The sequence below is a fragment of the Paraburkholderia madseniana genome (assembly GCF_009690905.1).
Lineage (GTDB): Bacteria > Pseudomonadota > Gammaproteobacteria > Burkholderiales > Burkholderiaceae > Paraburkholderia > Paraburkholderia madseniana.
The window spans coordinates 122,528-143,018 of the sequence record NZ_VOSW01000008.1 but is presented as its reverse complement, the minus strand read 5'-3'; the positions used below and the strand labels follow the sequence as shown (position 1 = coordinate 143,018).

Genomic DNA, 20,491 nt, shown 5'->3' with positions numbered 1-20,491 from the left:
CCCATAACCCTTGCGATGAATCCCACTGGGTGAGCTGCTTGAGGGAAAACCTCACGATCAGTTCTTATGGGGAGGGGCTGGAAACGGACCGGGTTTGCCGCGCACCGCGCCAGTTCCTTACCCGCCAGGAAGCGTTCAAACGTCTGAAGCACCGACTGCGGCTTGAGGCTGTCACCGGCCTGGATTACCTGGCGCTGCAGCAGGACTTCGGTGCGAAAACCGTCGCTGATAACCTGTGTACGCTACTCAATGACCTGGACGATCCAGCCAAAGACGACCACACCAGTCATCCAAACCGTCTGTACGCGCTGGGCGCCCTCAAGCCGATCCTCGGCGCGTGCCTGCTACGGATTGAGCGCTGCCTGAACCGGCTCGCCGATCTCATGCCCGCCATCCACGGAGCCCGATGTCGTATTCAGCCCTCGCGCTCTTACCCACGACCGCCCAGAAAAGCCAAACCCCATCTCCATCTCGCGTACAAGGTCGCTTGATGGAATGGGGCTTAAGTTGAGAGCATTGCCCCGCACAGGGGCAACGCTAATAGACCACTAACAATGCAAGGAAAGGCACCAAAGCCAGATCAAGGAAAGGCCAAAGCCCCAAGAACACTGACAAAAGCGCCGAGCAGGCAAAACCCAAACCCTTATTTCGCCAACTTGGAATGCCGGCGAGAGTAACCAAAATAAATAACCATCCCAATCAGCAACCAAACCACAAACGCCACCCAGGTAACAGCCTGGAGATTGACCATCAAAAACAAACACGAGGCGACAGCCAACACCGGCACCACCGGCACACCAGGACACCGGAACGCCCGCGGCAACTCAGGATGCGTCTTCCGCAAAACCAGCACCGCAATCGACACCATCGAAAACGCGGCCAACGTGCCGATATTGATCAGCTCAGCCAGCACATTCAACGGCACCAGCGCGCCAATCAGCCCGAAGAAAATCCCCACGAGCCACGTCGTAAAGAACGGCGTAGCAAACTTCGGATCCACCCGGGAAAGCCGTGCAGGCAACAACCCATCCCGCGACATCGCGAAAATCACGCGCGTCTGGCCATAAGCCATCACCAGAATCACCGTCAGCATGCCCAGCACCGCACCAAGGTCGATAAAGCCCGCCACCCACTTCTGACCCGCCACCTGCAACGCGTAAGACACCGGATGCGAAATGTTCGCGAACTGCGCCGACGGCACGATGCCGGTGACCACAGCCGCCACCGCGACGTAGAGCACCGCGCACACACCCAGCGACGCAATGATCCCAATCGGCAAATCGCGCTTCGGATCCTTCACTTCCTCCGCCGCGGAAGACACCGAATCGAACCCGATGAACGCGAAGAACATCACCGCCGCCGCGCCGAACACGCCGTTCCAGCCGTTCGGCATGAACGGATGCCAGTTCGCCGGCGTCACGTGGAAAACACCCACGCCGATCACCAGCAGCACCACGATCACCTTGATCGCCACCATGATGTTGTTGATTCGCGCGGATTCACGCACGCCAAGCGACAACAGCGCCGTGATCGCCATCATCACGAGGAAAGCGGGCAGGTTGAACCATGTCTCGTGCCCGGGCAAGGCGCCGGGCGCCGCCGTCAGCGCAACCGGCAAGCTCACGCCGAAGCCCGACAGCAACGATTGCAGATAGCCCGACCAGCCGACCGATACCGCCGACGTTGCCAGCCCGTACTCGAGCATCAAGTCCCAACCGATGATCCACGCGGCCAGCTCGCCGAGCGTCGCGTACGAATACGTGTAGATGGACCCCGCAACCGGAATCGTCGAAGCGAACTCGGCATAGGCGAGCGCGGCGAACCCGCAGGCAATCGCCGCGATCAGGAACGACACCATCAGCGCCGGGCCGGCCTGAACCGCGCCCGTGCCGGTCAGCACGAAAATGCCAGTGCCGATAATGGCGCCGACGCCGAGGAAAGTCAGATCGAGCGCGCCAAGCGCTTTCTTCAGGCCGGCGTTCTGAGCGCTCGCGGCGATCATGTGCTCGACGCTCTTCTTGCGGAACAGGGACATTGGCGGTGGGTCTCCAGTAGTGCACGCATCTTGCGCGCCGAATGTCAGGGGAAACCCGCGATTTTAACGGATGAGCGCCTCTGCACCATTTTGGGACGGTGTTTTTAGCGTCTGAAGAGGAGGCGGAAAATGCCTGGTGAAAGCGATTTGGGCGTGACGTTTGTCTGGGCATGGCGCGCGGTGGAAAGGTTTTCGCGCGTTGCGTGCCCGGTCGGGCGGAATCGCGCCCGCGCTGATCGGGCGCTATTTAGCGATCTGGGGAAGAAAGCTTCAACCGGCCATCGCCGGATTCAAGTCGACGAGACGGTTGCTCATCACATAGAAGGTCAGCTCGGCGTTATTGCGCAGCTTCATCTTTTCGAGCAGCCGGGTGCGGTACACGCTGACCGTCTTCACCGACAGCGATAACGCCATGGCGATATCCGTCAGCCGCTTGCCGGACGCGAGCATGCATAGCGTCTGGTATTCGCGATCCGAGAGCTTTTCGTGCGGCAATTGTTCGCCGTCGAAGGAGACGTAGTCCGCCAGCGCTTCGGCCATGGCCGGGCTGACGTATTTGCGGCCCGCCGCGACCTGCTGGATTGCGCCGATCATCTGCGCGGCGTCGACCGTCTTCGACAGGTAGCCGGCGGCGCCGGCCTTCAGCGCGCGTACGGCGTACTGGTCCTCGCGGTACATCGAGAACATCAGTACGGCCACGCGCGGCGCTTTGCGTTTCAAACGCTTGAGCACTTCGACGCCATTCATGTCCGGCAGCGAAATGTCGAGCAGCACCACGTCGTAGCTGTGTTGGGCAACGGCGTCGAGCGCTTCGGCGCCGCTTTGCGCCTCGGTGACTTCGCGCGCCACGCCGCGGTCGAGCAGCAACTGGCGGACGCCTTGGCGAACCACCGCATGGTCGTCGGCCAGCAGGATGCGCAGGCTCATGATGGCGTGCTCACGATTGCAGCGCGCGACGCTCGGCGCCCGGTGCGCTCGCCAGCATCGCATCCCACGCAAAGCGTGCCTGCACGAGCGTGCCGCGCGACGCGGTGCCGCTGTCGCCGCGGCCTGAGCCGATCCGGCGGGCGCTGATCCGTAACGTGCCGTCGAAGGCGGCGCAGCGCGCCTGCATGCCGCTCAGGCCGAAATGGCCTCGACGGCTGCGGGCGGTGCGCGTCAAGCCGATGCCGTCGTCGCTGACGATCAAGGTCAGGTGGCGGCGGCCGGTCTCGATCCGCAGGTCGGCGGATTCGGCGCGCGCGTGCTTGGCAATATTGTTCAGTGCTTCCTGGGCGACCCGGAATATGGCCAGCGCCGCGTCGGTGGGCAGGCGCGTGAGCCGCACGTCGGCGGCACAGACGAAACTCGTGCGCAGGTTCGTGCGCGCTGCGAAGTCGCCAGTCCATTGCGCCAGCGCGCCGACAATGCCCGCTTCGAGCGACGGCGCATGCAGTTCCGCGACGGCCTGGCGGCTGGCGGTGCACACGGCGTCGAGCGAACGATTCGCAACGGCGAGCGCGGCGGCGCACTGCGGCGGCGCATCGGCGGGCAGCCAGGTTTCGACGCCGGCAAGGGCGAAACGCGTCGCGGTCAGCTCGGCGCCGACGCCGTCATGCAATTCGCGCGCCACATGGCGGCAGGCAGCCTCCTGCGCCTGAACGAGCTCAGCCGACAGTTGGCGCACGCGGGCGCGCAGTTGCGCGAGTTCGCGCTCAGCAGCGGAGGGCGGCGCGGCGTGTGCAAGTGAAGGCGGAATGTGGGCGCTAAACGGGACGACGGTCGACGTATCCATGACTTTCCCTCTCAGGAAGCAGTGCAAACGGCGAAGCGGGTGCGCATCGGCGGCGCGAAGACGAAAGAACGCATGCGAGTCTCTGGCCTCCAGTGACGTCCTTTCGCGTCGTCCGCGACGGACAAATCGCTACGGCGCATCGTAACGAAATTTACATTCAGTAACATGATGATCGTACTGCGGCCGACGTTTAAAGCGACCGATCATGCGCCGCGATGATATCTCATAAAAAAGAAAAAATGCAGGTGCACCAAGGGTTAGCGCGTACATTTCACACAACGGTTGATGTTTTGCAACGCACGCAATGTAGGAATAATGCTGACGTCAAATGTCAGGGCGGTGGCGTCGATTTGTAACTGCGCAACAAAAAAGGAGCCCGAAGGCTCCTTTCTGGTGATTCCGCGGCGTGGGCCGCTCAATCTGAGCGTCCGCTTAGCCCACGAACGCTTTTTCGACCACGTAGTGACCCGGCGCGTTGTTGCTGCCTTCCTGGAAGCCCAAGTCGTCAAGCAGCTTGCGCGTGTCGCGCAGCATGTGCGGGCTGCCGCACAGCATCACACGGTCGTCTGCGAGCGAGAAGCCCGGCACGCCGAGGTCGGCGAACAGCTTTTCGGTTTCGATCAGTTCGGTGATGCGGCCGCGGTTCTGGAACGCTTCGCGCGTCACCGTCGGGTAGTACAGCAGCTTTTCCTGCACCAGCTCGCCCAGATGTTCGTGCGCCGGCAGGTGATCCGTGATGTATTCCTTGTACGCCAGCTCGTCGACGAAACGGCAGGTGTGCGTCAGGACCACGCGCTCGTAGCGCTCGTAAATGTCCGGATCTTTAATGATCGACATGAACGGGGCGAGACCCGTGCCGGTGGACAGCAGCCACAGCGTTTTGCCCGGCAGCAGGTTGTCGGCCATCAGCGTGCCGACCGGCTTCTTGCCGATCAGGACTTCGTCGCCGACCTTCAAATGTTGCAAACGCGACGTGAGCGGGCCGTCCTGCACCTTGATGCTCAGGAATTCGAGGTGCTCTTCGTAGTTCGCACTCGCAAGGCTATAGGCGCGGATCAGCGGCTTGCCGTCGACTTCGAGGCCCACCATCGTGAACTGGCCGTTTTCGAAACGGAACGACGGATCGCGCGTGCAGGTGAAGCTGAAAAGCGTATCGGTCCAGTGATGGACGCTCAGGACTGTTTGTGAATTCAGGTTGCTCATGGCTTCTTGGATAGTGCGAAAACAAAGGCGGCCAGTCGTTTTAGCCGGCCGGCACGGCAAGGGCGATGCTGCGCTAACCCGAGATCGGGAATCACGCGCAATCCGCTATTTTACCGCGCCCGCTGCCCGAGGGCTTTGGCGCGGCGGTTGAGCGTGGTGAAGCGGGCTACCGGACCTGGAAGCGTCGGCGCCGGCGGTTGTGACGATCGGCGCCGCGAAGTACGTTGGCGTGGCTGCAGCCGCGCTTCAGCAAGGGTACGGCGATGGGCGAAAACCGCGCAGGGCGGCTGCCATCGGCTGTCCGGCATGCGCCGGATAGGCGCCCCGCGCGGGCAACATTTTCAGGATGATACCGAAACCCGCCGTGCACCGCAGCATTGACCCTGCTGATAAAACTGGCAAAAGGGCGGGAGATCAGTGCGAAAGGTGAGGAAATCGGGCCGTAAAGGCGAGATGCGCAGGGCGAGCGCGCTCACTTCTGTTCGCGCTGCATGGCCTTGCCAGGTTGGTACACAAAGGTTGATTGGCGCTCGGGCGAACAGCCGGAATCCACCGTTAAATAAGGATTCCAGCGTTTCCTGTTTTGATTACGCCGGAGCCGCCACGCGCTTCTTGCCGCGCTGCTTCAGCACTCTTGCCTGCAGCACGATCACCAGCAGCAGGAACACCCCGCGAATCACCGATTGCCAGTACGCCGACAAGCTGATGAATCCCAGCCCGTTTTCGAAATTCAGCAGATTGAACACCAACCCGAGCAACAGCACGCCGGCGATCGTCATCGCAATCGAGCCTTCCCCACCGGTAAGCAAGGTGCCCCCGAGCACCACCGCGGAGATCGCGAACAGCTCCCAGCCAACGCCTTCGTTCGGCTGACCGGCGCCGAATTGTGCGGCGAGGATCACGCCTGCCATGCCGGCGAGCAGGCCGCTCACGGCATAAGCCATCACCAGCGTGCGGTCGACGTTCAGGCCCATTAGCCGCGCCGCTTCCTCGCTGCCGCCGATGGCCAGCGAATGCCGCCCGAAGCGCGTGCTGCGCAGCGCGAGCCAGCCGGCGATTGCGGCGACTGCCGCGACGATCCCCGGGATCGGCAGGCCGAACAGATCGCCTTGACCGAAGTTGCCGAAGTTCGAGTCGGCGGCGATCGACACCGCATCGTTCTTGCCGAGCAGCAGCGCGACGCCATGCGCGCCGAGGCTGGTCGCGAGCGTCACGATGAAGGGCAGGATTTTCAGCCGCGTGATGATCAGGCCGTTGAGCACGCCGACGGCCATGCCGGCCGCGCAGCCGGCCACGACCGCGACCCCGCCGCCGTACGCGCTGGTCAACGCGGCGACGACGCTCGCGAGAGCCGCCACCGTGCCGACCGACAGATCAATGCCGCCCGTGATGATCACGAAGGCCATGCCGATCGAGATCAGCGCGAACATCGAGTTGTAGCGCCAGAACGAGGTGATGTTGTAGGCCGAGCCGAAATGGTCGTAGCGCACGAGGCCGAGCACGATGAGCGTGACCAGTGCAAGGAGGATAGGAAGGTTCTTTTTCATCGCATCGAGTCCGGAGTGTCCTGCACGCTTTAACGCGAGCGGCGTTGCACATAAACCGCAGCGACGATGATGCCGGCCTTCACCACCAGTGCCGCCGCGTCGGGAATGCCGTGCGCGAGCAGCGTATAGCGCAGCAACTGGATGATCAGCGCGCCGATCAGCGTGCCGCCGATATACGCCTTGCCGCCCGTCAGCGCCGTGCCGCCGACCGCCACCGCGGCGATCGCGTCGAGTTCGACACCGAGTCCCACCACGTTCGCATCCGACGACGAATTCACCGAGATCGAGATCAGCCCCGCCAGTCCCGCGAGCGCGGCGCACACCGTGTAAGCGATCAGCTTGACGGTGGCCGTCGGCACACCGCACAGATAGGCGGCCTTTTCGTTGCCGCCGGTGATCAGCAGGTACTGGCCGAACAGGGTTTTGCGCACGATCCACGCGAACAGCACGACCAGCGCGAGCATCAGCAGCACCTGAAACGGCACGCCGGCGACCTTGCCCAGGGCGATCCACTGGAAGGCGGGCGTGTTGAACGCCTGCAGGCTGCCATCGGTGACGACCTGGGCGATGCCGCGCCCGGCGATGAACAGCACCAGCGTCGCGACAATCGGCTGGACGGATAGCCTCGTCACCAGCAAGCCGTTGAAGACGCCGCACGCGGCCGCCGCCAGCACCGGCAGCACGAACGCGAGCGCGATACCGCCCGGCCCGGGAATATTCAGAAACAGCATCGGTGCGAGCGCGCCCGAAATCGCCATCGAGGCGCCCACCGACAGATCGATGCCGCCCGTCGCCACCACGAGCGTCATGCCGATGCCGACGATCACGATCGTCACCACCTGCGTCATGTTGACGTTGAAGGTTTGCAGCGACCAGAAGTGCGGGGTGAAGATCAGGTTGAAGAGCACCATCGCGAGCAACACGATCACTTCGCGTTGCATGGCCAGGTGCCGCCATTTCTTCACCGTCGATGCGGCCGTGGCGCGTGATGTGGCTGCGTCCGGCATAGGCGGCGTGGTTTGGGTGTGTATCGACTCGGTGTGCAACTTAAGCGCCATGACGGTCGCCCTCCAACGCGTCTTCGATATGTGCGGTCTGGGCGGCTTCGACCAGTTGCGATTGGCCTTCGCTGCCGTAGGCGATGGCGTCCATGATTGCGGTCTCGCTCATGTCGGCGCCGTTCAGTTCGGCGACGGTGCGGCCATCGCGGATCACCACCGCGCGGTCGGCCACCGCCGTCAGTTCTTCGAGTTCGGAGGCGGACAGCAGCACAGCGAGGCCCGCATCGCGCAGTTCACGCACGATCTTCGCCACGTCGGCTTTGGCGCCGACATCGATGCCGCGCGTCGGCTCGTCGAGCAACAGCAGCGAAGGTTCGGCAGCGAGCCAACGTGCGAGCAGGACCTTCTGCTGATTGCCGCCCGAGAGTTCGCGAATCGGCTGATCGGCCGAACGCAGCTTGATGCCGAGCGACGCAATGAAACGGTCGACGATCACCTGCTGTTTCTTCACGTCGACCACGCCGTTCTTCGCCAGCGTGCGCAAGCAGACGAGCGTGAGGTTGTCGCGCACCGAGAGTTCGGGGACGATGCCTTCGGCTTTGCGGTCCTCGGTGAGGTAGGCGAGGCCGCGCGCGATCGCGTCCTGCGGTGACTTCAATGCCACCGTTTCTCCGCCAATCGACAATGAGCCTTGTTCGAGCGGATCGGCGCCGAACATCAGGCGCATGGTTTCGGTCCGGCCCGAGCCGAGCAGGCCCGCGAGTCCCACCGCTTCGCCCGCATGCACTTCAAGTGACACGTCGCTCACTTTCGGATGCGCGCTCAGGTGCGTCGCGGCGATCGCCTGCTTGCCGCGCCGCGCGAGGTTGGCTTCACGCGCAGCGGCGTCTTCGTGCACGACGGCGGCGAGCGTGCGGCCGAGCATCGTCGTGACGAGTTGCAGCTTGTCCATCTCCGCCATCGCGCTTTGCGCGACCGTCTGGCCGTCGCGCATCACGGTGACGCGGTCGCATAGCGCGTACAGTTCGTCGAGCCGGTGCGAGACGAAGATCACCGCGCGGCCGTCGTCGCGCAGTTTGCGCACCACCGTGAACAGCAATTCCACTTCGCGTTCATCGAGCGACGAGGTCGACTCGTCCATGATGACCATCTTCGCATCCGACGAGACGGCGCGCGCCAGCGCCACCATCTGCTGGATCGCGGTGGAATAGCGGCCGACCGGTTTCTTCACATCGATCTGCAAACCGAACGAATCGAGCAGGGCGGCGGCGCGTTGCTGTACCGCGCGCCAGTCGATCAGGCCGAAGCGGCGCGGCTCGCGGCCGAGGAAAATGTTCTCCGCAACCGAGCGGAACGGCACCAGGTTGATCTCCTGATAGATCGTGCTGATGCCGGCTTCACGCGCCTGCTTCGGCGTGCGGAAATCGACTTCACGGCCCTCGAAGCGCACGCTGCCCGAGCCGCGCCGATAGGCGCCGGTCAGGATCTTGATCATGGTCGATTTGCCGGCGCCGTTCTGGCCGATCAGCGCGTGCACTTCGCCGGCTGCCACGCTCAGATTGGCGCTGCGCAACGCGGGTACGCCGCCGAAGCTGATGCCGATGTCCTGCATCTGCAGCAGCGGCGACCGGGTAAGGGGCGCGTGTGGTGTCTGCGTGCCGGATTCCGTCACGGGTGTCCTCCTGATGCGTGTGCTGCTTCACGTGCTGCATGCGCTGCGCAGTGCGAGCCGCTGTGGCCGTTCGTTCGGGCTCCATGCAGGCGGTGTCGTCGAACCATGTTACGCCGCATAAAAGCGAAGCGACGGCCCGTGCTGCCACGAACGCGTCGCTCCGAACCCTTCCCGTCACCCGCCCCCCGAGGAGATCGATTCGGGGCCGGGACGTCCTGCGGGCACAGCTCTCGAAGAGGCTTTCTTCGAGGTACGGAGCGCGTGGACACTCCGCTAAAGCGCTGCCCTCAAGCTACCCAACCGCGTGTACGACGGCGGCTGTCGATCAATAGCCGTACTGCATGCTCTGCTGCACGTTGCTCTTGTCGTAGAAGCGGTCCGAGACCTTGACCCACGTCGGGATCTTTTCGCCCTTCGCGTAACGTTGGGCGACGTCGCAGGCGAGCGGGCCGAAGAACGGGCTCGACTGCACGCTTGCGCCGAGTTCGCCGGCGGCGATCGCGTCCATGCCACCCTTGGTGCCGTCGATCGTGACGATCTGGATGTCCTTGCCCGGCTGCTTGCCGGCGGCCTTGATCGCGGCGATCGCGCCGAGCGCCATTTCGTCGTTATGCGCGTAGACGGCGGTCACTTCCGGGTGCGCCTGCAACAGCGTTTCCATCACCTGACGGCCCTTGTCGCGCGCGAAGTCGCCGCTTTGCGAGGCGATGATCGTCATGCCCGGGTTCTTCGCGATGATTTCGTCGAAGCCCTTCTTGCGGTCGTTCGCAGCGGACGCGCCCGTGGTGCCTTCGAGTTCGATGATCTTCGCCTTGCCGCCGGTCGCCTTGACGAGCCAGTCAGCCGCGCGATGGCCCTGATCGATGAAGTCCGAACCGATAAACGTGATGTAGTCGCGGCCCGCCTTGGCCACCGACTGATCGACGTCACGGTCCACCAGGATCACCGGAATGCCGGCCTTTTTGGCTTGCAGCACGACGGGCGCAAGCGGCTTTTCTTCGCGCGGCGGGAACACCAGCAGATCGACGTGCTGCGCGATCATGCTTTGAATGTCAGAGACCTGCTTGGAGTTGGAGCCGTTGGCGTCGGTCATCACGACCTGCCAGCCGCACTTCGCGGCGATGTCCTTGAAGCTCTTGGTTTCCGCGAGACGCCACGGATTGTTGCTTTCGGTCTGCGCGAAGCCGACCTTCAGCGGCGTCTTGGTGGCCAACTTCGGCAACGCGTCGTCGGCGTGCGCAGTGGCGACGCCGAACCCGATTGCCAGAGCCAGCAGCGAACCTGCCAGCGGACGAATCTGTTGCTTGCGCGCGTGCTTGCGCGACTGCGTGTTGAGCGACGCCATTGTCTTCCTCCAGTACCTGGTGAGGTGTATTTGCTTTTTAGTGTTTCTCCTGTCGGCCGGGCTGTTTCACCCTGACCGGACGTGCCGATTATTCCACCGGGAATTATTATCGGTCAATCACTAATAATATTAATTATTGGCTTTTCTGCCTCGGTAATTACCCTGACCGAACCGCGTTCGACGAGCGGTCCGTCGAGTTTGACGAGGCGATGCCGCACCGGTGCACCCGCTGCACGGTTGTGTTCTTCCTGCAGCAGGGTTTCGACGGCCCAACGGCCCAGTTCGTAGTTCGGCAGCACCACCGTCGACAGCGGTGGATGCGTGTGGCGGGCAATTTCCTGGTCGTCGTAGCCGAGCACGGAAACGTCTTCGGGCACGCGTAGGCCGAGTTGCTTCAGAGCCTCGATCGCGCCCAGCGCGGTCAGGTCGTTGGCGCAGAAAATGGCGGTCGGCGGATGGGGCTCGCGCATCAGGGAGAGCGTCATTTCGAAGCCGACTCCCGAACTCCAGTCGCCGTCGCGCACCAGTTCCGGCGCGTACGGCAGGTCGGCGGTGGCGAGTGCCGTGCGATAGCCCTTGAGGCGGTCTTTTGAGGCGTCCTGCCACGGTTCGCCGTTGATATAGCCGATCCGTCGATGCCCCGACTGCAGCAGATAGTCGGTCGCCAGATGGCCACCCGCGACCTCGGCGGGCACCACCGATGACAACCCGCCTTCGCTCGTGTAGCAGTTCAGCAGCACGGTGGGCACCTGCGAGAGCGCCGCCGGCAAGGTGACCTTGCGGGTGTAGACGGTCGCGTAGATCACGCCGAATACGTGCGGGTTCGACAGCGTCGCGTCGAGCACCTGCTTTTCGATGTCGGCGTTGCCGTGCGTCGAGTAGACGGCGAGCATCTTGCCGCTCGCATAGGCCGCATCGCGCGCGCCGTCGACGTTGACGACCGGATGCGGACTGGTGGAAATCTCGTCGGCCAGATAGACGATCAGGTTGCGTTCATCGTCCGACACCGATACCGGTTCGCGCAGCGACAGCCGGTAACCGAGGTCGTGCGCGGCCTTCAGCACCTTGTTGCGGGTGGTCTCAGAGAATTTTGCGCCGGTCGCGTTGTTCAGCACGAGCGAAACAGTAGATTGCGACACGCCGGTGAGCTTGGCGATGTCGGTCATGGTCGGGCGGCGTTGAGTCGATTTTTTCATTGTGCGGGCCGCGCTGCAGCGGCGCAAAAGCAGGAGCATGCCGGTGGCATTCGTGGTGCTGACGGTACCACTAATAATATGCGCGCGGCAACGCGCGCTAACCCGCCATTTGGGAGATTTGGTAAGGCAAGAATTGGTTAGTTTTGGTGAATTTATTACTAATAATATTGACCGATACGCTTTGGCGTGCGATTCTCGGTCGCGCGGAGCCTGACGGTTCCGCCGGCCGCGCGCTGTGCGCGGCATGTCATAGGAGACATCGATGGGCGTTCATGCCGCCATCCGCCTGAGGCCCCGCCTTTTCTGACCATGCGCGACGTTTCCTTGAATCCGATCCGGCCATTCGTCGCTGAACTCACCGGGCTCACGTGGCTCGACGACCCCGCGATCGCGCCGTCGCTTGTCACGCTGACGGCTGGCGCCATGCACGTGGTGGTCGCGCCTGAAGTCGGCGGCGCGCTCGCGGCTTACTATGAGTCGACGCCAGAAGGCCCGCTTCACTGGCTGCGGCCAGCCACGCAAGCAGCGTTCGATCAACGTGATCCGCTGCGCATGGCGAGCTTTCCGCTCTTTCCCTATTGCAACCGGATTCGCGACGCGCGTTTCCAGTTCGACGGCGGCACAGTCGATCTGAACGGCAACGACCTGCGCTTTACGCATGCGCTGCATGGCAACGCGTGGCGGCATCCGTGGCAGGTGGGGGCGCGCACGGAGAGCTCCGTGGAATTGCACTTCGAACACGAACCGGACTCACGGCAGCCCGGCGACTGGCCGTTCCGTTATCGCGCGCAGCAGCGCATCGAGTTGATCGACGACGCGCTACGCATCACGCTCTCCGCGCAGAATCTCGGTGACCGGCCGATGCCCTTCGGCATGGGCCATCACCCATACTATCCGCGCACCGCGCGGACCCGCATCTACGCCGAAGTGCAAGCCATGTGGCATGCCGACGCCGACGTGCTGCCCACGCATCTCGGCCCGCACCCTGCGGTCGAGGCGTTGCGCCACGGCATGTCGCCGGACACGTTCGCGCTCGACAACAACTTCGCCAACTGGTCGCGCGAGGCGACGATTGCATGGCCCGACGAACACCGTCAACTGACGATGACCGCCGATGCGCCCTTCGATCATATGGTGGTATTCGCGCCCGCTAACGATGCACAGCTATGTGTCGAACCGGTGACCAACACGACCGATTGCTTCAACGCGATGGGCATGCGCGAGCAGGTGGGCGGCTGCGTGTTGCAGCCCGGCGAGGAGATCGCGGCGGCGCTGAACTGGACGCCGCGAAGAGGCTAATGCGCGTTGGTCAGCGTCGTCCTGCCGGCTTCACGTTTGCAGCAGGGAAGAGAAAAAGGCGGCTAAAGGCGGCTAGGCCGCCTTTTAAAGTAGTTCACTCGACTCGCAACCGCGCCATATACGGCAAATGATCCGACAGCCACGCCGTTTCCTGCGTCGGCTGGATCCATTCGACCGGCTCCATACCGCGCACGAACATCTTGTCGAGCGCGAGCGCTGGCGAGAAGGCCGGAAATGTGCGGCCCGATTCGCCGAGCAGCGTCGCCACTTCCTGCAAGCCGTGTTCGGCGAAGAGCGGCACCGAGTCGTTGCGCCAGTCGTTGAAGTCGCCGGCCAGCACCAGCGGACCTTCCGGCGCTTCCTTCGCGATCCAGTGCGCGATCCAGTTCATCTGCCGCAAGCGCGCCGAGCGCGTGAGCGCGAGATGCGCGCACAGCAGCGTGACCGAATGACCGCCGAAGGTCGCTCGCGCCACCAGCAGTCCGCGCTTTTCGAAGCGATGCGCGGAGATATCCCAGCGTCCGCCGAGATCGAGCGGATGCGGCGACAGAATCGCATTGCCATGCCGCCAGGACGGCTTGAAGACGTTTGGCCCAAGCGCGATTTCGAGTTCGGCCGCGCGAGCGATCTCGGTGGCCTGACAGTGCCAGACATCGCTCAACGGATCGCCGAGCGGCGAGCCGAAACTACTTGCCAATATCGGCGAGGGCATGCGCCGCGCCATCGCTTCCTGTAAAAAATACGCGTCCGCATGGGTCGACTGAACCCAGCGCTGCATCGCCTGCCAAGCCTGAAAGCCGAGCGGTGTGCGGCCCTTATGCAGATTCCAGCTGACCGCAATGAAATCCTTGGGCGCTGCGCTCTCGCGGATCAATTCTTCTGGGTTTCGCATGCCGCGTTGTCCACGTGTTCTGTTGGGGGCTTCGGTTGTTCGTTTCGGTTCGTGCAGTTCGCATTGTTCGCATTGCACTAGTTCGCGCTGTTCGCAAGGCTCGCACGCACGCGATAAACCAGGCTCGGATTCTTGTCGACGATCGTCCAATTGACCCACTGACCAGGCGGCAGCTTCAGGCCGGGATGGCTTGCGCTCACCTGACGCGGTTGCGGCGGCAACTTGCAACCGGTGTCGGTTTGTCGTGCGGCGTCTTCCTCGAATGTTTCCTGGGCTTCGATCGACAGCGTGACCGTGCTCGCATCCGCCTGCAGCGGCGAGATCGTCAGCGTGCGCGCCAGATCGATGCTGCCGCCAGGCTGGTCTTTACAGCCGACGTTATGCTGGACCATCTTGTGATGCGTGTCCGTGCGCGCCTGGCCGACGGTGGTGGTGCCGTCGAACGAATCGATCTGCTGGCCGTCGCGCATGACCTGCAACTGCCATTGCACGGCCTGTTGCGCCGCCCCTTGTTGCGCGTTCGCAAGCAGCGAAGTGTCGAACAGCGCGGCGGCTAGCACGGCCACGATACTGGTTTTCCACATAGAAGGTTTCTCCGGTCGCTGCGTCCGGCAGAGTAGACAGAAGGCCATCTTACGCCTGATGGGCTGAACGCCTTTCTGACACTTCAAACGGGGCCGGGTTCAGCAAAACACCATTTCCGATGAGGAGGTGAATCCCCAAGGGGGCGTCCTCCGGGGCGTCGCAGGAAACACCCCCTTGTTAGCAGCAGACCCGCATGACTGCTGGCTTGCACGCGAATATGGCCTCGCTACACTGGACCTGAAACGGTGTCCATCAGGCGCCGCAGCAGCAAGACCAGCCAGACGGGGTGTGCGATGACAACAGCAATGGTCAAACAGGAAATCGCCGTGGCATCTTTCAGTCGGGTGTACGACCTCGATCAGGTCGAGACCGCGCTGAACGAGCTCAGCGAAGGCGCGAACGAGGCGCTGCGCGCCACGTACGAAAAGATGCTGAAAACCGGCAATCTGCGCTTCTGCGTCAAGCCGAACCGGATGCCGTCGATCGACGATCTGATCGACGCGCTGCCCAACTTTTCAGAGCCGCTCGACGACATCCGCAAGCAGGTCGCCTTGTGTCTCGAGACTGAAGACCGGCTCGAGTTGATGCCGATCCTGTTGCTCGGCGATCCGGGCATCGGCAAGACGCACTTTGCCAAGCAATTGGCGCGCATGCTCGGCACCGCGTACCAATACGTGGCGATGAGTTCGCTGACAGCGGGGTGGATTCTGTCGGGCGCATCGTCGCAATGGAAGAACGCGAAGCCGGGCAAGGTGTTCGATGCGCTCGTGAACGGCAGCTACGCCAACCCCGTGATTGCCGTCGACGAAATCGACAAGGCCACTGGCGATTCGCAATACGATCCGCTCGGCGCGCTTTACGCGCTGCTCGAACACGACACGGCGCAGACGTTCATCGACGAATTCGCGGAGATTCCGATCAATGCCGGCCATGTGATCTGGATCGCGACCGCGAACGACGAGCGCTCGATCCCGGAGCCGATTCTGAACCGGATGAACGTGTATGAGATTCCGCCGCCGGATCGTGACGGCGCACGCCGTATCGCTCAATCGATCTACGACGAGATTCGCTCGGCGCATAACTGGGGTCTGCGTTTTCCCGAAATGCTCGGCGACGCCGCGCTCGATGCGCTGAAGCTGGCCTCGCCGCGTGAAATGCGGCGCGCGATTCTGAATGGCTTCGGCGCGGCGCGCATCGACGGGCGAGATCGGATCGAAGCCGGCGACATCCGCCTGGATTATGGAAATCGCAGGAAACCGATCGGTTTTTGAGCATTTTTGCTCTGTTTTTGGCAGAAAGCCGCCTTCGGACGGCTTTCTGAGGACACGAAACAGGCGGTTCGACACTTAAAACAGGATGAATGTCGCAGCAATTGTTGCTAGTTTCGCGATTTCGGAGGGTTTGCGTCGGTCTGTCTTCGGCCAGACGGGCGTCCGGCGGCAAGGTGGTCGCCATAGCCGGCAATGCTCCGAGGACGCGGGGCGATGCCATCGCGCGCATGAAGATTCGAGCGCGACAATCGTCGACGGCGTACACTGGTCTTGTCCGGCCCATACGTTTAAGCCCTGCTCAAGACCGAATGCCCGCAGTCGTCTGCCTGCGGGCATTTCTGTCTGTGCAGCGTCGTACAATTTTGTAAAGCGGTTGCGTAAGGCCAGGTGCGTTCGACAGCGAGCGGTGTGCGGTCCTCGATAGCCGTACCCTGTCTTCATGATTATCGGGTGAACGAGGCAGCGCGCGGCGAGGTTAGCCGCGTCAAGGGACATGGATCAGATCGAATGTGTAGTGATCGGCGCTGGTGTCGTCGGTCTTGCCGTGGCGCGCGCATTGGCGGCGCGCGGGCGCGAGGTGATCGTGCTGGAAGCGGCGGAAGCGATTGGCGTGGGCACCAGCTCGCGCAATAGCGAAGTGATTCACGCGGGGATCTACTATCCGCGCGGTTCGTTGAAAGCGGCGCTTTGTGTGCGCGGTCGCGAGATGCTCTACGACTACTGCGTCGAGCACAACGTGCCGCACTCGCGCTGCGGCAAACTGCTGGTCGCCACCTCGCGCAATCAGATTCCTCAGCTCGAAAGCATCATGGCGAAGGGCCGTGAGAACGGTGTGCTCGACCTGATGCGAATCAACGGCGACCAGGCGCAAGCGCTCGAACCCGCGCTCGAATGTGTGGAGGCCGTGTTCTCGCCGCAGACGGGCATCGTCGATAGTCACCAATTGATGCTGGCGATTCAGGGCGACGCCGAGCGCGACGGCGCGGTGTGTGCGTTCCATGCGCCGGTCAAGGCGATCGAAGCGAGCAACGGCCGCTTCATCATCAACGTGGGCGGCAGCGCGCCGACCACGATCAGCGCAGCCTGCGTGATCAATAGCGCCGGTTTGTACGCGAATGCGCTGGCGCGCAAGATTCGCGGCCTCGACGCGCGGCATGTGCCGCCGCTTTATCTCGCGCGCGGCAACTACTTCAGCATCTCGGGGCGCGCGCCGTTCAGCCGTCTGATCTATCCGATGCCGAACGAAGCCGGCCTCGGCGTGCATCTGACGATCGATCTCGGCGGCCAGGCGCGTTTCGGTCCCGACGTCGAATGGGTCGATGTGATTAATTACGACGTCGATCCGCATCGTGCGGATTCCTTTTACGCGGCGATTCGCGCGTACTGGCCCGCGCTTCCCGACGATGCCTTGCAGCCTGCTTATGCGGGGATTCGTCCGAAGCTTTCCGGCCCAGGCGAGCCCGCCGCCGACTTCGTGATTCAAGGGCCGGCCGCGCATGGCGTGCGCGGGCTGGTCAATCTGTTCGGTATCGAGTCGCCTGGATTGACGGCGTCGCTAGCGATCGCTCAGCGTGTCTGCGAACTGAGTGGGCGCGCTTAATTGTCGCACCCTCGCGTTTTCACCTCGCTTCTCGCCCCGCTGCTCACGTCATGCGAGCAACGGACATTCCGAGCGCGTAACGAGCGCGCGGGGGAGTGCAAATTCGGTTATCTCTATCATTTGGGCCGTCACGCGCGACAGCTTCATTGCTATCCTTAGGGACCGCTGTCATCAGAACGGCGATCAGTTCAATATAAATGGAGTGAGTCCCCATGAAATCTTCCCGTCGTACGTTTTTGATCACCAGCATTGGTGTGGCATCCACGTTTGCCCTGTCGCGCCAGGCTTTCGCCGACGCACCGAAGGTCGCCGAGACCGACCCGACCGCACAAGCGCTCGGCTACAAGGCCGACGCGAGCAAAGTCGACAAGGCCAAGTTCGCGAAATACGCAGCGGGCCAGGACTGCGGCAACTGCAGCTTCTATCAAGGCAAGCCGACCGACCCCTACGCGGGCTGCCCGATGTTCGCGGGCAAGCAGGTCGCGAGCACAGGTTGGTGCAGCGCATATAACAAGAAGGCCTGATTACGTTTCAGCCGCATACACATTCAGTGTCGCGGTAAATGCGCCGCAACATTGCGGTGCCGGACTGCGGTCTGATCATAGAGGCGTCTGCCGCCCTGCGCGACAGACGCTTTTTTGCTGCTTGAAAACAGCTTGTGCGCTCTTTACACTCCAATGCGATTGCGGCGGCGGGCATTGTTTTTCTCTCTCGCGCCAGGGCGCACTAAGGCACGCTGAAGCACATCTACGCTGAGACGCCGTACCACGCGACATTTTTCGCAGGCTGGAGATTCGAATGGCACCAGCGTTACGGAGCCTCAATACACGCGCCGTCATGGCGGCCGTGATCGGCAACGCGCTCGAATGGTACGACTTCACCGTGTTCGGTTTCCTCACGGTGGTGATCGCACAATTATTCTTTCCAGCAGGAAACGACTATGCGTCGATGTTGCTGACCACCGCAACCTTCGGCGTCGCATTCGTCATGCGGCCGATCGGCGGCATCGTACTTGGACTTTACGCGGATCGGGCGGGACGCAAGGCGGCGCTATCGCTCGTCATCGCGCTGATGACGCTCGGCATTCTGCTGCTGGCGATTGCCCCGCCGTATTCGGCGATCGGCATCGGCGCGCCTTTGATGATCGTGCTCGGGCGTCTGTTGCAGGGTTTCTCCGCCGGTGGTGAATTCGGCAGTTCTACAGCTTTGCTGATCGAAGCGGCGCCGTTCTCGAAGCGCGGCTTCTACGGCAGTTGGCAGATGGCGAGCCAGGCGGCGGCGCTTCTGCTCGGTGCGGTGGTTGGCGCGTTGATCACACACGGCCTCTCGCCCGAGGCGCTGAATTTTGTCGTGACGTGGCTCATCAACACCACGGGTTCGCCGCTCGCGCCGACTTACTACGTGATGGGCGGATTGGCGTTGTCGATCGTCGCAGTGGCGTGCATCCCCGGCAAGCGCCACGCGGATCTCGATGCGCGGCGCAAACCGGCTTGAGCGTGCAGTCGTTCGGCGCCCGTTCGTCTAGCTGCGCGCCGGTATCAACGGTGGCCGTTTGTCGAACCACGGCCGCGCCGCTTCGAGTTGCGCGGCCAGTCGCAACAGCGTTGCTTCGCCGCCGTTACGCGTGGCGAACTGCACGCCGATGGGCAGCCCGCGCGCGTTCCAGTAAAGCGGCACCGACATCGCCGGTTGTCCGCTCAGATTGAACAACGCTGTGCATCCCGCCCATGCGAACCCCTTGTTCGACGCTTCGGTCAGCACCTTCTTCATCAGGGCTTCGAGCGGCATCGCCGTGACGGCGCGCATCTGCATGCGCTCCGCGGAGGTGGGGTGCATTTCGCCGATCTTGATCGGCGCGTCGGCGAGCGTCGCGCACAGCAGCACGTCGTAGCGGTTCAGCAAATCGGTGAGACGCTCTGTGATGCGGCGCTGTTCTTCCAGTGCGCTGGGCAGGCCGTGCTCGCCGAGTTTGCGGCCGATGTGCGCCATCGTCCATGTCGAGATTTCGAATTCGTCGCGCAGCGGCTTGCGGCCGGTGATGCGATCGGCGTTCAGCACCATTTCTTCCGCCGTCACCGACCAGATCATCAGGAACGCATGGCGGACTGCCGCGAAATCGATGCCGAGCGACACCGGTTCGATGTTATGGCCTAGCGAACTGGCGAGTTGCGCGGCGTCTTCGAGCGCGGCGCGCGAGTCGGCGGAGAGCGAGAAGGCCAGCATCGGATCAGTGACGTAGGCAATGTTCAGCGGCTTGCATGGCTCGCGGCTGGCGCCAAGGAAAGTGCCCGGCGCGCCGAGCGGCCTGTCCGCGTTGCCCGCCAGCAGATCGAGCAGCAATGCACTGTCGCGCACACTGCGCGATACCGCGTGATCGATGCCGAGTTCACCGACTGCGGCAGTCGGTGTCGCGCGCGGGACACGTCCGCGCGAAGGCTTGAGGCCGAATAGTCCGCAACATGAAGCGGGAATGCGGATCGAGCCGCCACCATCCGATGCATGCGCGAGTGGCACGATGCCCGCAGCCACTGCCGCGGCCGCACCGCCGCTCGAACCGCCAGGCGTGTGGTCGAGATTCCACGGATTGCGGCACGCGCCGAACAATTCGGGCTCCGTATAAGGCATCTGACCGAGTTCGGACGTACTGGTCTTGGCGAAGATGTTGAGACCGGCCGCCTTTGCGAGCGCGACGACCGGTGCGTCCTCGGTAGGAATGAAATGGCGATAGTGGCGGCTGCCCATCGACATGCGCAATCCGGCGACCGCTGCGCCCAGGTCCTTGATCAGATAAGGCACGCCCGCGAGCGCTGCTTGCGTGCTGCCACCATCCGCTTGGTTCGCGCCGTTCGCTCTGTTCGCATCATCACGCGAGGCACGCTGACGCGCGGCGTCATAGTCCTTCAGGACGATCGCATTGATCGCGGGATTGACGGCCTCGGTGCGGGAGATCGCGATGTCCAGCAATTCGCGAGCGCTTGCTTCGCGGCTTCGAACCAGTTCGGCGAGGCCGATGGCGTCATGGGCGAGATAGTCTGATTGCACGACGGAGGGACCCTCGCTATCGAGTGTTA

General features: G+C 62.9%; 16 protein-coding genes and 2 pseudogenes. 6 read left to right on the top strand and 12 right to left on the bottom strand.

Annotated features, from left to right (window positions below):
* Positions 1-491: pseudogene (locus FSO04_RS06580) on the top strand (hypothetical protein); the annotation flags it as partial.
* 152 nt (positions 492-643) lie between these two features.
* Here the strand turns inward: FSO04_RS06580 and FSO04_RS06575 are convergent.
* From FSO04_RS06575 to FSO04_RS06535, 9 genes are all read right to left on the bottom strand, one after another.
* Positions 644-2,035: a branched-chain amino acid transporter BcaP gene (locus tag FSO04_RS06575; RefSeq protein WP_154558907.1), complete on the bottom strand. Its 1,392-nt coding sequence runs from the start codon at positions 2,033-2,035 to the stop codon at positions 644-646.
* 270 nt (positions 2,036-2,305) lie between these two features.
* Entirely contained in the window at positions 2,306-2,962 is a 657-nt protein-coding gene (rqpR, locus tag FSO04_RS06570) for a response regulator transcription factor RqpR (RefSeq protein ID WP_154558906.1), read from the bottom strand.
* 10 nt (positions 2,963-2,972) lie between these two features.
* Complete coding sequence (locus FSO04_RS06565) at positions 2,973-3,809, bottom strand: sensor histidine kinase (protein WP_154558905.1); 837 nt, start codon at positions 3,807-3,809, stop codon at positions 2,973-2,975.
* A 432-nt stretch (positions 3,810-4,241) separates the two neighbouring features.
* The gene (locus FSO04_RS06560; RefSeq protein WP_154558904.1) at positions 4,242-5,012 is read right to left on the bottom strand and encodes a ferredoxin--NADP reductase; all 771 of its coding nucleotides are present in this window, start codon (positions 5,010-5,012) and stop codon (positions 4,242-4,244) included.
* Between the two features lie 587 nt (positions 5,013-5,599).
* Positions 5,600-6,559 carry an ABC transporter permease gene (locus FSO04_RS06555; protein WP_154558903.1) on the bottom strand — a complete coding sequence of 320 codons (960 nt, stop codon included), beginning with the start codon at positions 6,557-6,559 and terminating at the stop codon, positions 5,600-5,602.
* A 29-nt stretch (positions 6,560-6,588) separates the two neighbouring features.
* A complete protein-coding gene (locus FSO04_RS06550; RefSeq protein WP_154558917.1) occupies positions 6,589-7,566 on the bottom strand; it encodes an ABC transporter permease in 978 nt (325 codons plus the stop codon).
* A 40-nt stretch (positions 7,567-7,606) separates the two neighbouring features.
* On the bottom strand, positions 7,607-9,172 hold the full coding sequence (locus FSO04_RS06545; RefSeq protein WP_154558918.1) for a sugar ABC transporter ATP-binding protein: 1,566 nt from the start codon (positions 9,170-9,172) through the stop codon (positions 7,607-7,609).
* Between the two features lie 385 nt (positions 9,173-9,557).
* Positions 9,558-10,577, bottom strand: a complete 1,020-nt coding sequence (locus FSO04_RS06540; protein WP_154558902.1) for an ABC transporter substrate-binding protein — start codon at positions 10,575-10,577, stop codon at positions 9,558-9,560.
* A 113-nt stretch (positions 10,578-10,690) separates the two neighbouring features.
* On the bottom strand, positions 10,691-11,743 hold the full coding sequence (locus tag FSO04_RS06535; protein WP_154558916.1) for a LacI family DNA-binding transcriptional regulator: 1,053 nt from the start codon (positions 11,741-11,743) through the stop codon (positions 10,691-10,693).
* A 339-nt stretch (positions 11,744-12,082) separates the two neighbouring features.
* Between FSO04_RS06535 and FSO04_RS06530 the strand changes: the two genes are divergently transcribed.
* Entirely contained in the window at positions 12,083-13,072 is a 990-nt protein-coding gene (locus tag FSO04_RS06530) for an aldose 1-epimerase (protein ID WP_154558901.1), read from the top strand.
* A gap of 94 nt (positions 13,073-13,166) precedes the next feature.
* Here FSO04_RS06530 and FSO04_RS06525 read toward each other — a convergent pair whose 3' ends face one another.
* Both FSO04_RS06525 and FSO04_RS06520 read right to left on the bottom strand, forming a co-directional pair.
* Positions 13,167-13,964 (bottom strand): endonuclease/exonuclease/phosphatase family protein, encoded by a 798-nt coding sequence (locus FSO04_RS06525; protein WP_154558900.1) that lies wholly within the window; start codon positions 13,962-13,964, stop codon positions 13,167-13,169.
* Between the two features lie 77 nt (positions 13,965-14,041).
* Positions 14,042-14,548 carry a hypothetical protein gene (locus FSO04_RS06520; protein WP_154558899.1) on the bottom strand — a complete coding sequence of 169 codons (507 nt, stop codon included), beginning with the start codon at positions 14,546-14,548 and terminating at the stop codon, positions 14,042-14,044.
* A gap of 294 nt (positions 14,549-14,842) precedes the next feature.
* Here FSO04_RS06520 and FSO04_RS06515 point away from each other — a divergent pair, with 294 nt between their 5' ends.
* The 4 genes and pseudogenes from FSO04_RS06515 to FSO04_RS06500 all read left to right on the top strand — a co-directional run.
* Positions 14,843-15,820 (top strand): AAA family ATPase, encoded by a 978-nt coding sequence (locus FSO04_RS06515; RefSeq protein WP_154558898.1) that lies wholly within the window; start codon positions 14,843-14,845, stop codon positions 15,818-15,820.
* 493 nt (positions 15,821-16,313) lie between these two features.
* Positions 16,314-17,420, top strand: a complete 1,107-nt coding sequence (locus tag FSO04_RS06510; protein ID WP_154558897.1) for an NAD(P)/FAD-dependent oxidoreductase — start codon at positions 16,314-16,316, stop codon at positions 17,418-17,420.
* Positions 17,421-17,632: 212 nt separating this feature from the next.
* Positions 17,633-17,944 carry a high-potential iron-sulfur protein gene (locus FSO04_RS06505; protein WP_154558896.1) on the top strand — a complete coding sequence of 104 codons (312 nt, stop codon included), beginning with the start codon at positions 17,633-17,635 and terminating at the stop codon, positions 17,942-17,944.
* Between the two features lie 274 nt (positions 17,945-18,218).
* Positions 18,219-18,839 (top strand): annotated as a pseudogene (locus FSO04_RS06500) (MFS transporter); the annotation flags it as partial.
* A gap of 102 nt (positions 18,840-18,941) precedes the next feature.
* On the opposite strand, the gene FSO04_RS06495 reads toward FSO04_RS06500, so the two are convergent.
* Complete coding sequence (locus FSO04_RS06495; protein ID WP_171925058.1) at positions 18,942-20,462, bottom strand: amidase; 1,521 nt, start codon at positions 20,460-20,462, stop codon at positions 18,942-18,944.
* Positions 20,463-20,491 lie beyond the last annotated feature (29 nt).

Excerpts from the sequence above, each read along its gene's own strand:
- FSO04_RS06575 (WP_154558907.1), bottom strand. The coding sequence starts at position 2,035 with ATGTCCCTGTTCCGCAAGAAGAGCGTCGAGCACATGATCGCCGCGAGC.
- rqpR (WP_154558906.1), bottom strand. The coding sequence starts at position 2,962 with ATGAGCCTGCGCATCCTGCTGGCCGACGACCATGCGGTGGTTCGCCAA.
- FSO04_RS06565 (WP_154558905.1), bottom strand. The coding sequence starts at position 3,809 with ATGGATACGTCGACCGTCGTCCCGTTTAGCGCCCACATTCCGCCTTCA.
- FSO04_RS06560 (WP_154558904.1), bottom strand. The coding sequence starts at position 5,012 with ATGAGCAACCTGAATTCACAAACAGTCCTGAGCGTCCATCACTGGACC.
- FSO04_RS06555 (WP_154558903.1), bottom strand. The coding sequence starts at position 6,559 with ATGAAAAAGAACCTTCCTATCCTCCTTGCACTGGTCACGCTCATCGTG.
- FSO04_RS06550 (WP_154558917.1), bottom strand. The coding sequence starts at position 7,566 with ATGCCGGACGCAGCCACATCACGCGCCACGGCCGCATCGACGGTGAAG.
- FSO04_RS06545 (WP_154558918.1), bottom strand. The coding sequence starts at position 9,172 with ATGCAGGACATCGGCATCAGCTTCGGCGGCGTACCCGCGTTGCGCAGC.
- FSO04_RS06540 (WP_154558902.1), bottom strand. The coding sequence starts at position 10,577 with ATGGCGTCGCTCAACACGCAGTCGCGCAAGCACGCGCGCAAGCAACAG.
- FSO04_RS06535 (WP_154558916.1), bottom strand. The coding sequence starts at position 11,743 with ATGACCGACATCGCCAAGCTCACCGGCGTGTCGCAATCTACTGTTTCG.
- FSO04_RS06530 (WP_154558901.1), top strand. The coding sequence starts at position 12,083 with ATGCGCGACGTTTCCTTGAATCCGATCCGGCCATTCGTCGCTGAACTC.
- FSO04_RS06525 (WP_154558900.1), bottom strand. The coding sequence starts at position 13,964 with ATGCGAAACCCAGAAGAATTGATCCGCGAGAGCGCAGCGCCCAAGGAT.
- FSO04_RS06520 (WP_154558899.1), bottom strand. The coding sequence starts at position 14,548 with ATGTGGAAAACCAGTATCGTGGCCGTGCTAGCCGCCGCGCTGTTCGAC.
- FSO04_RS06515 (WP_154558898.1), top strand. The coding sequence starts at position 14,843 with ATGACAACAGCAATGGTCAAACAGGAAATCGCCGTGGCATCTTTCAGT.
- FSO04_RS06510 (WP_154558897.1), top strand. The coding sequence starts at position 16,314 with ATGGATCAGATCGAATGTGTAGTGATCGGCGCTGGTGTCGTCGGTCTT.
- FSO04_RS06505 (WP_154558896.1), top strand. The coding sequence starts at position 17,633 with ATGAAATCTTCCCGTCGTACGTTTTTGATCACCAGCATTGGTGTGGCA.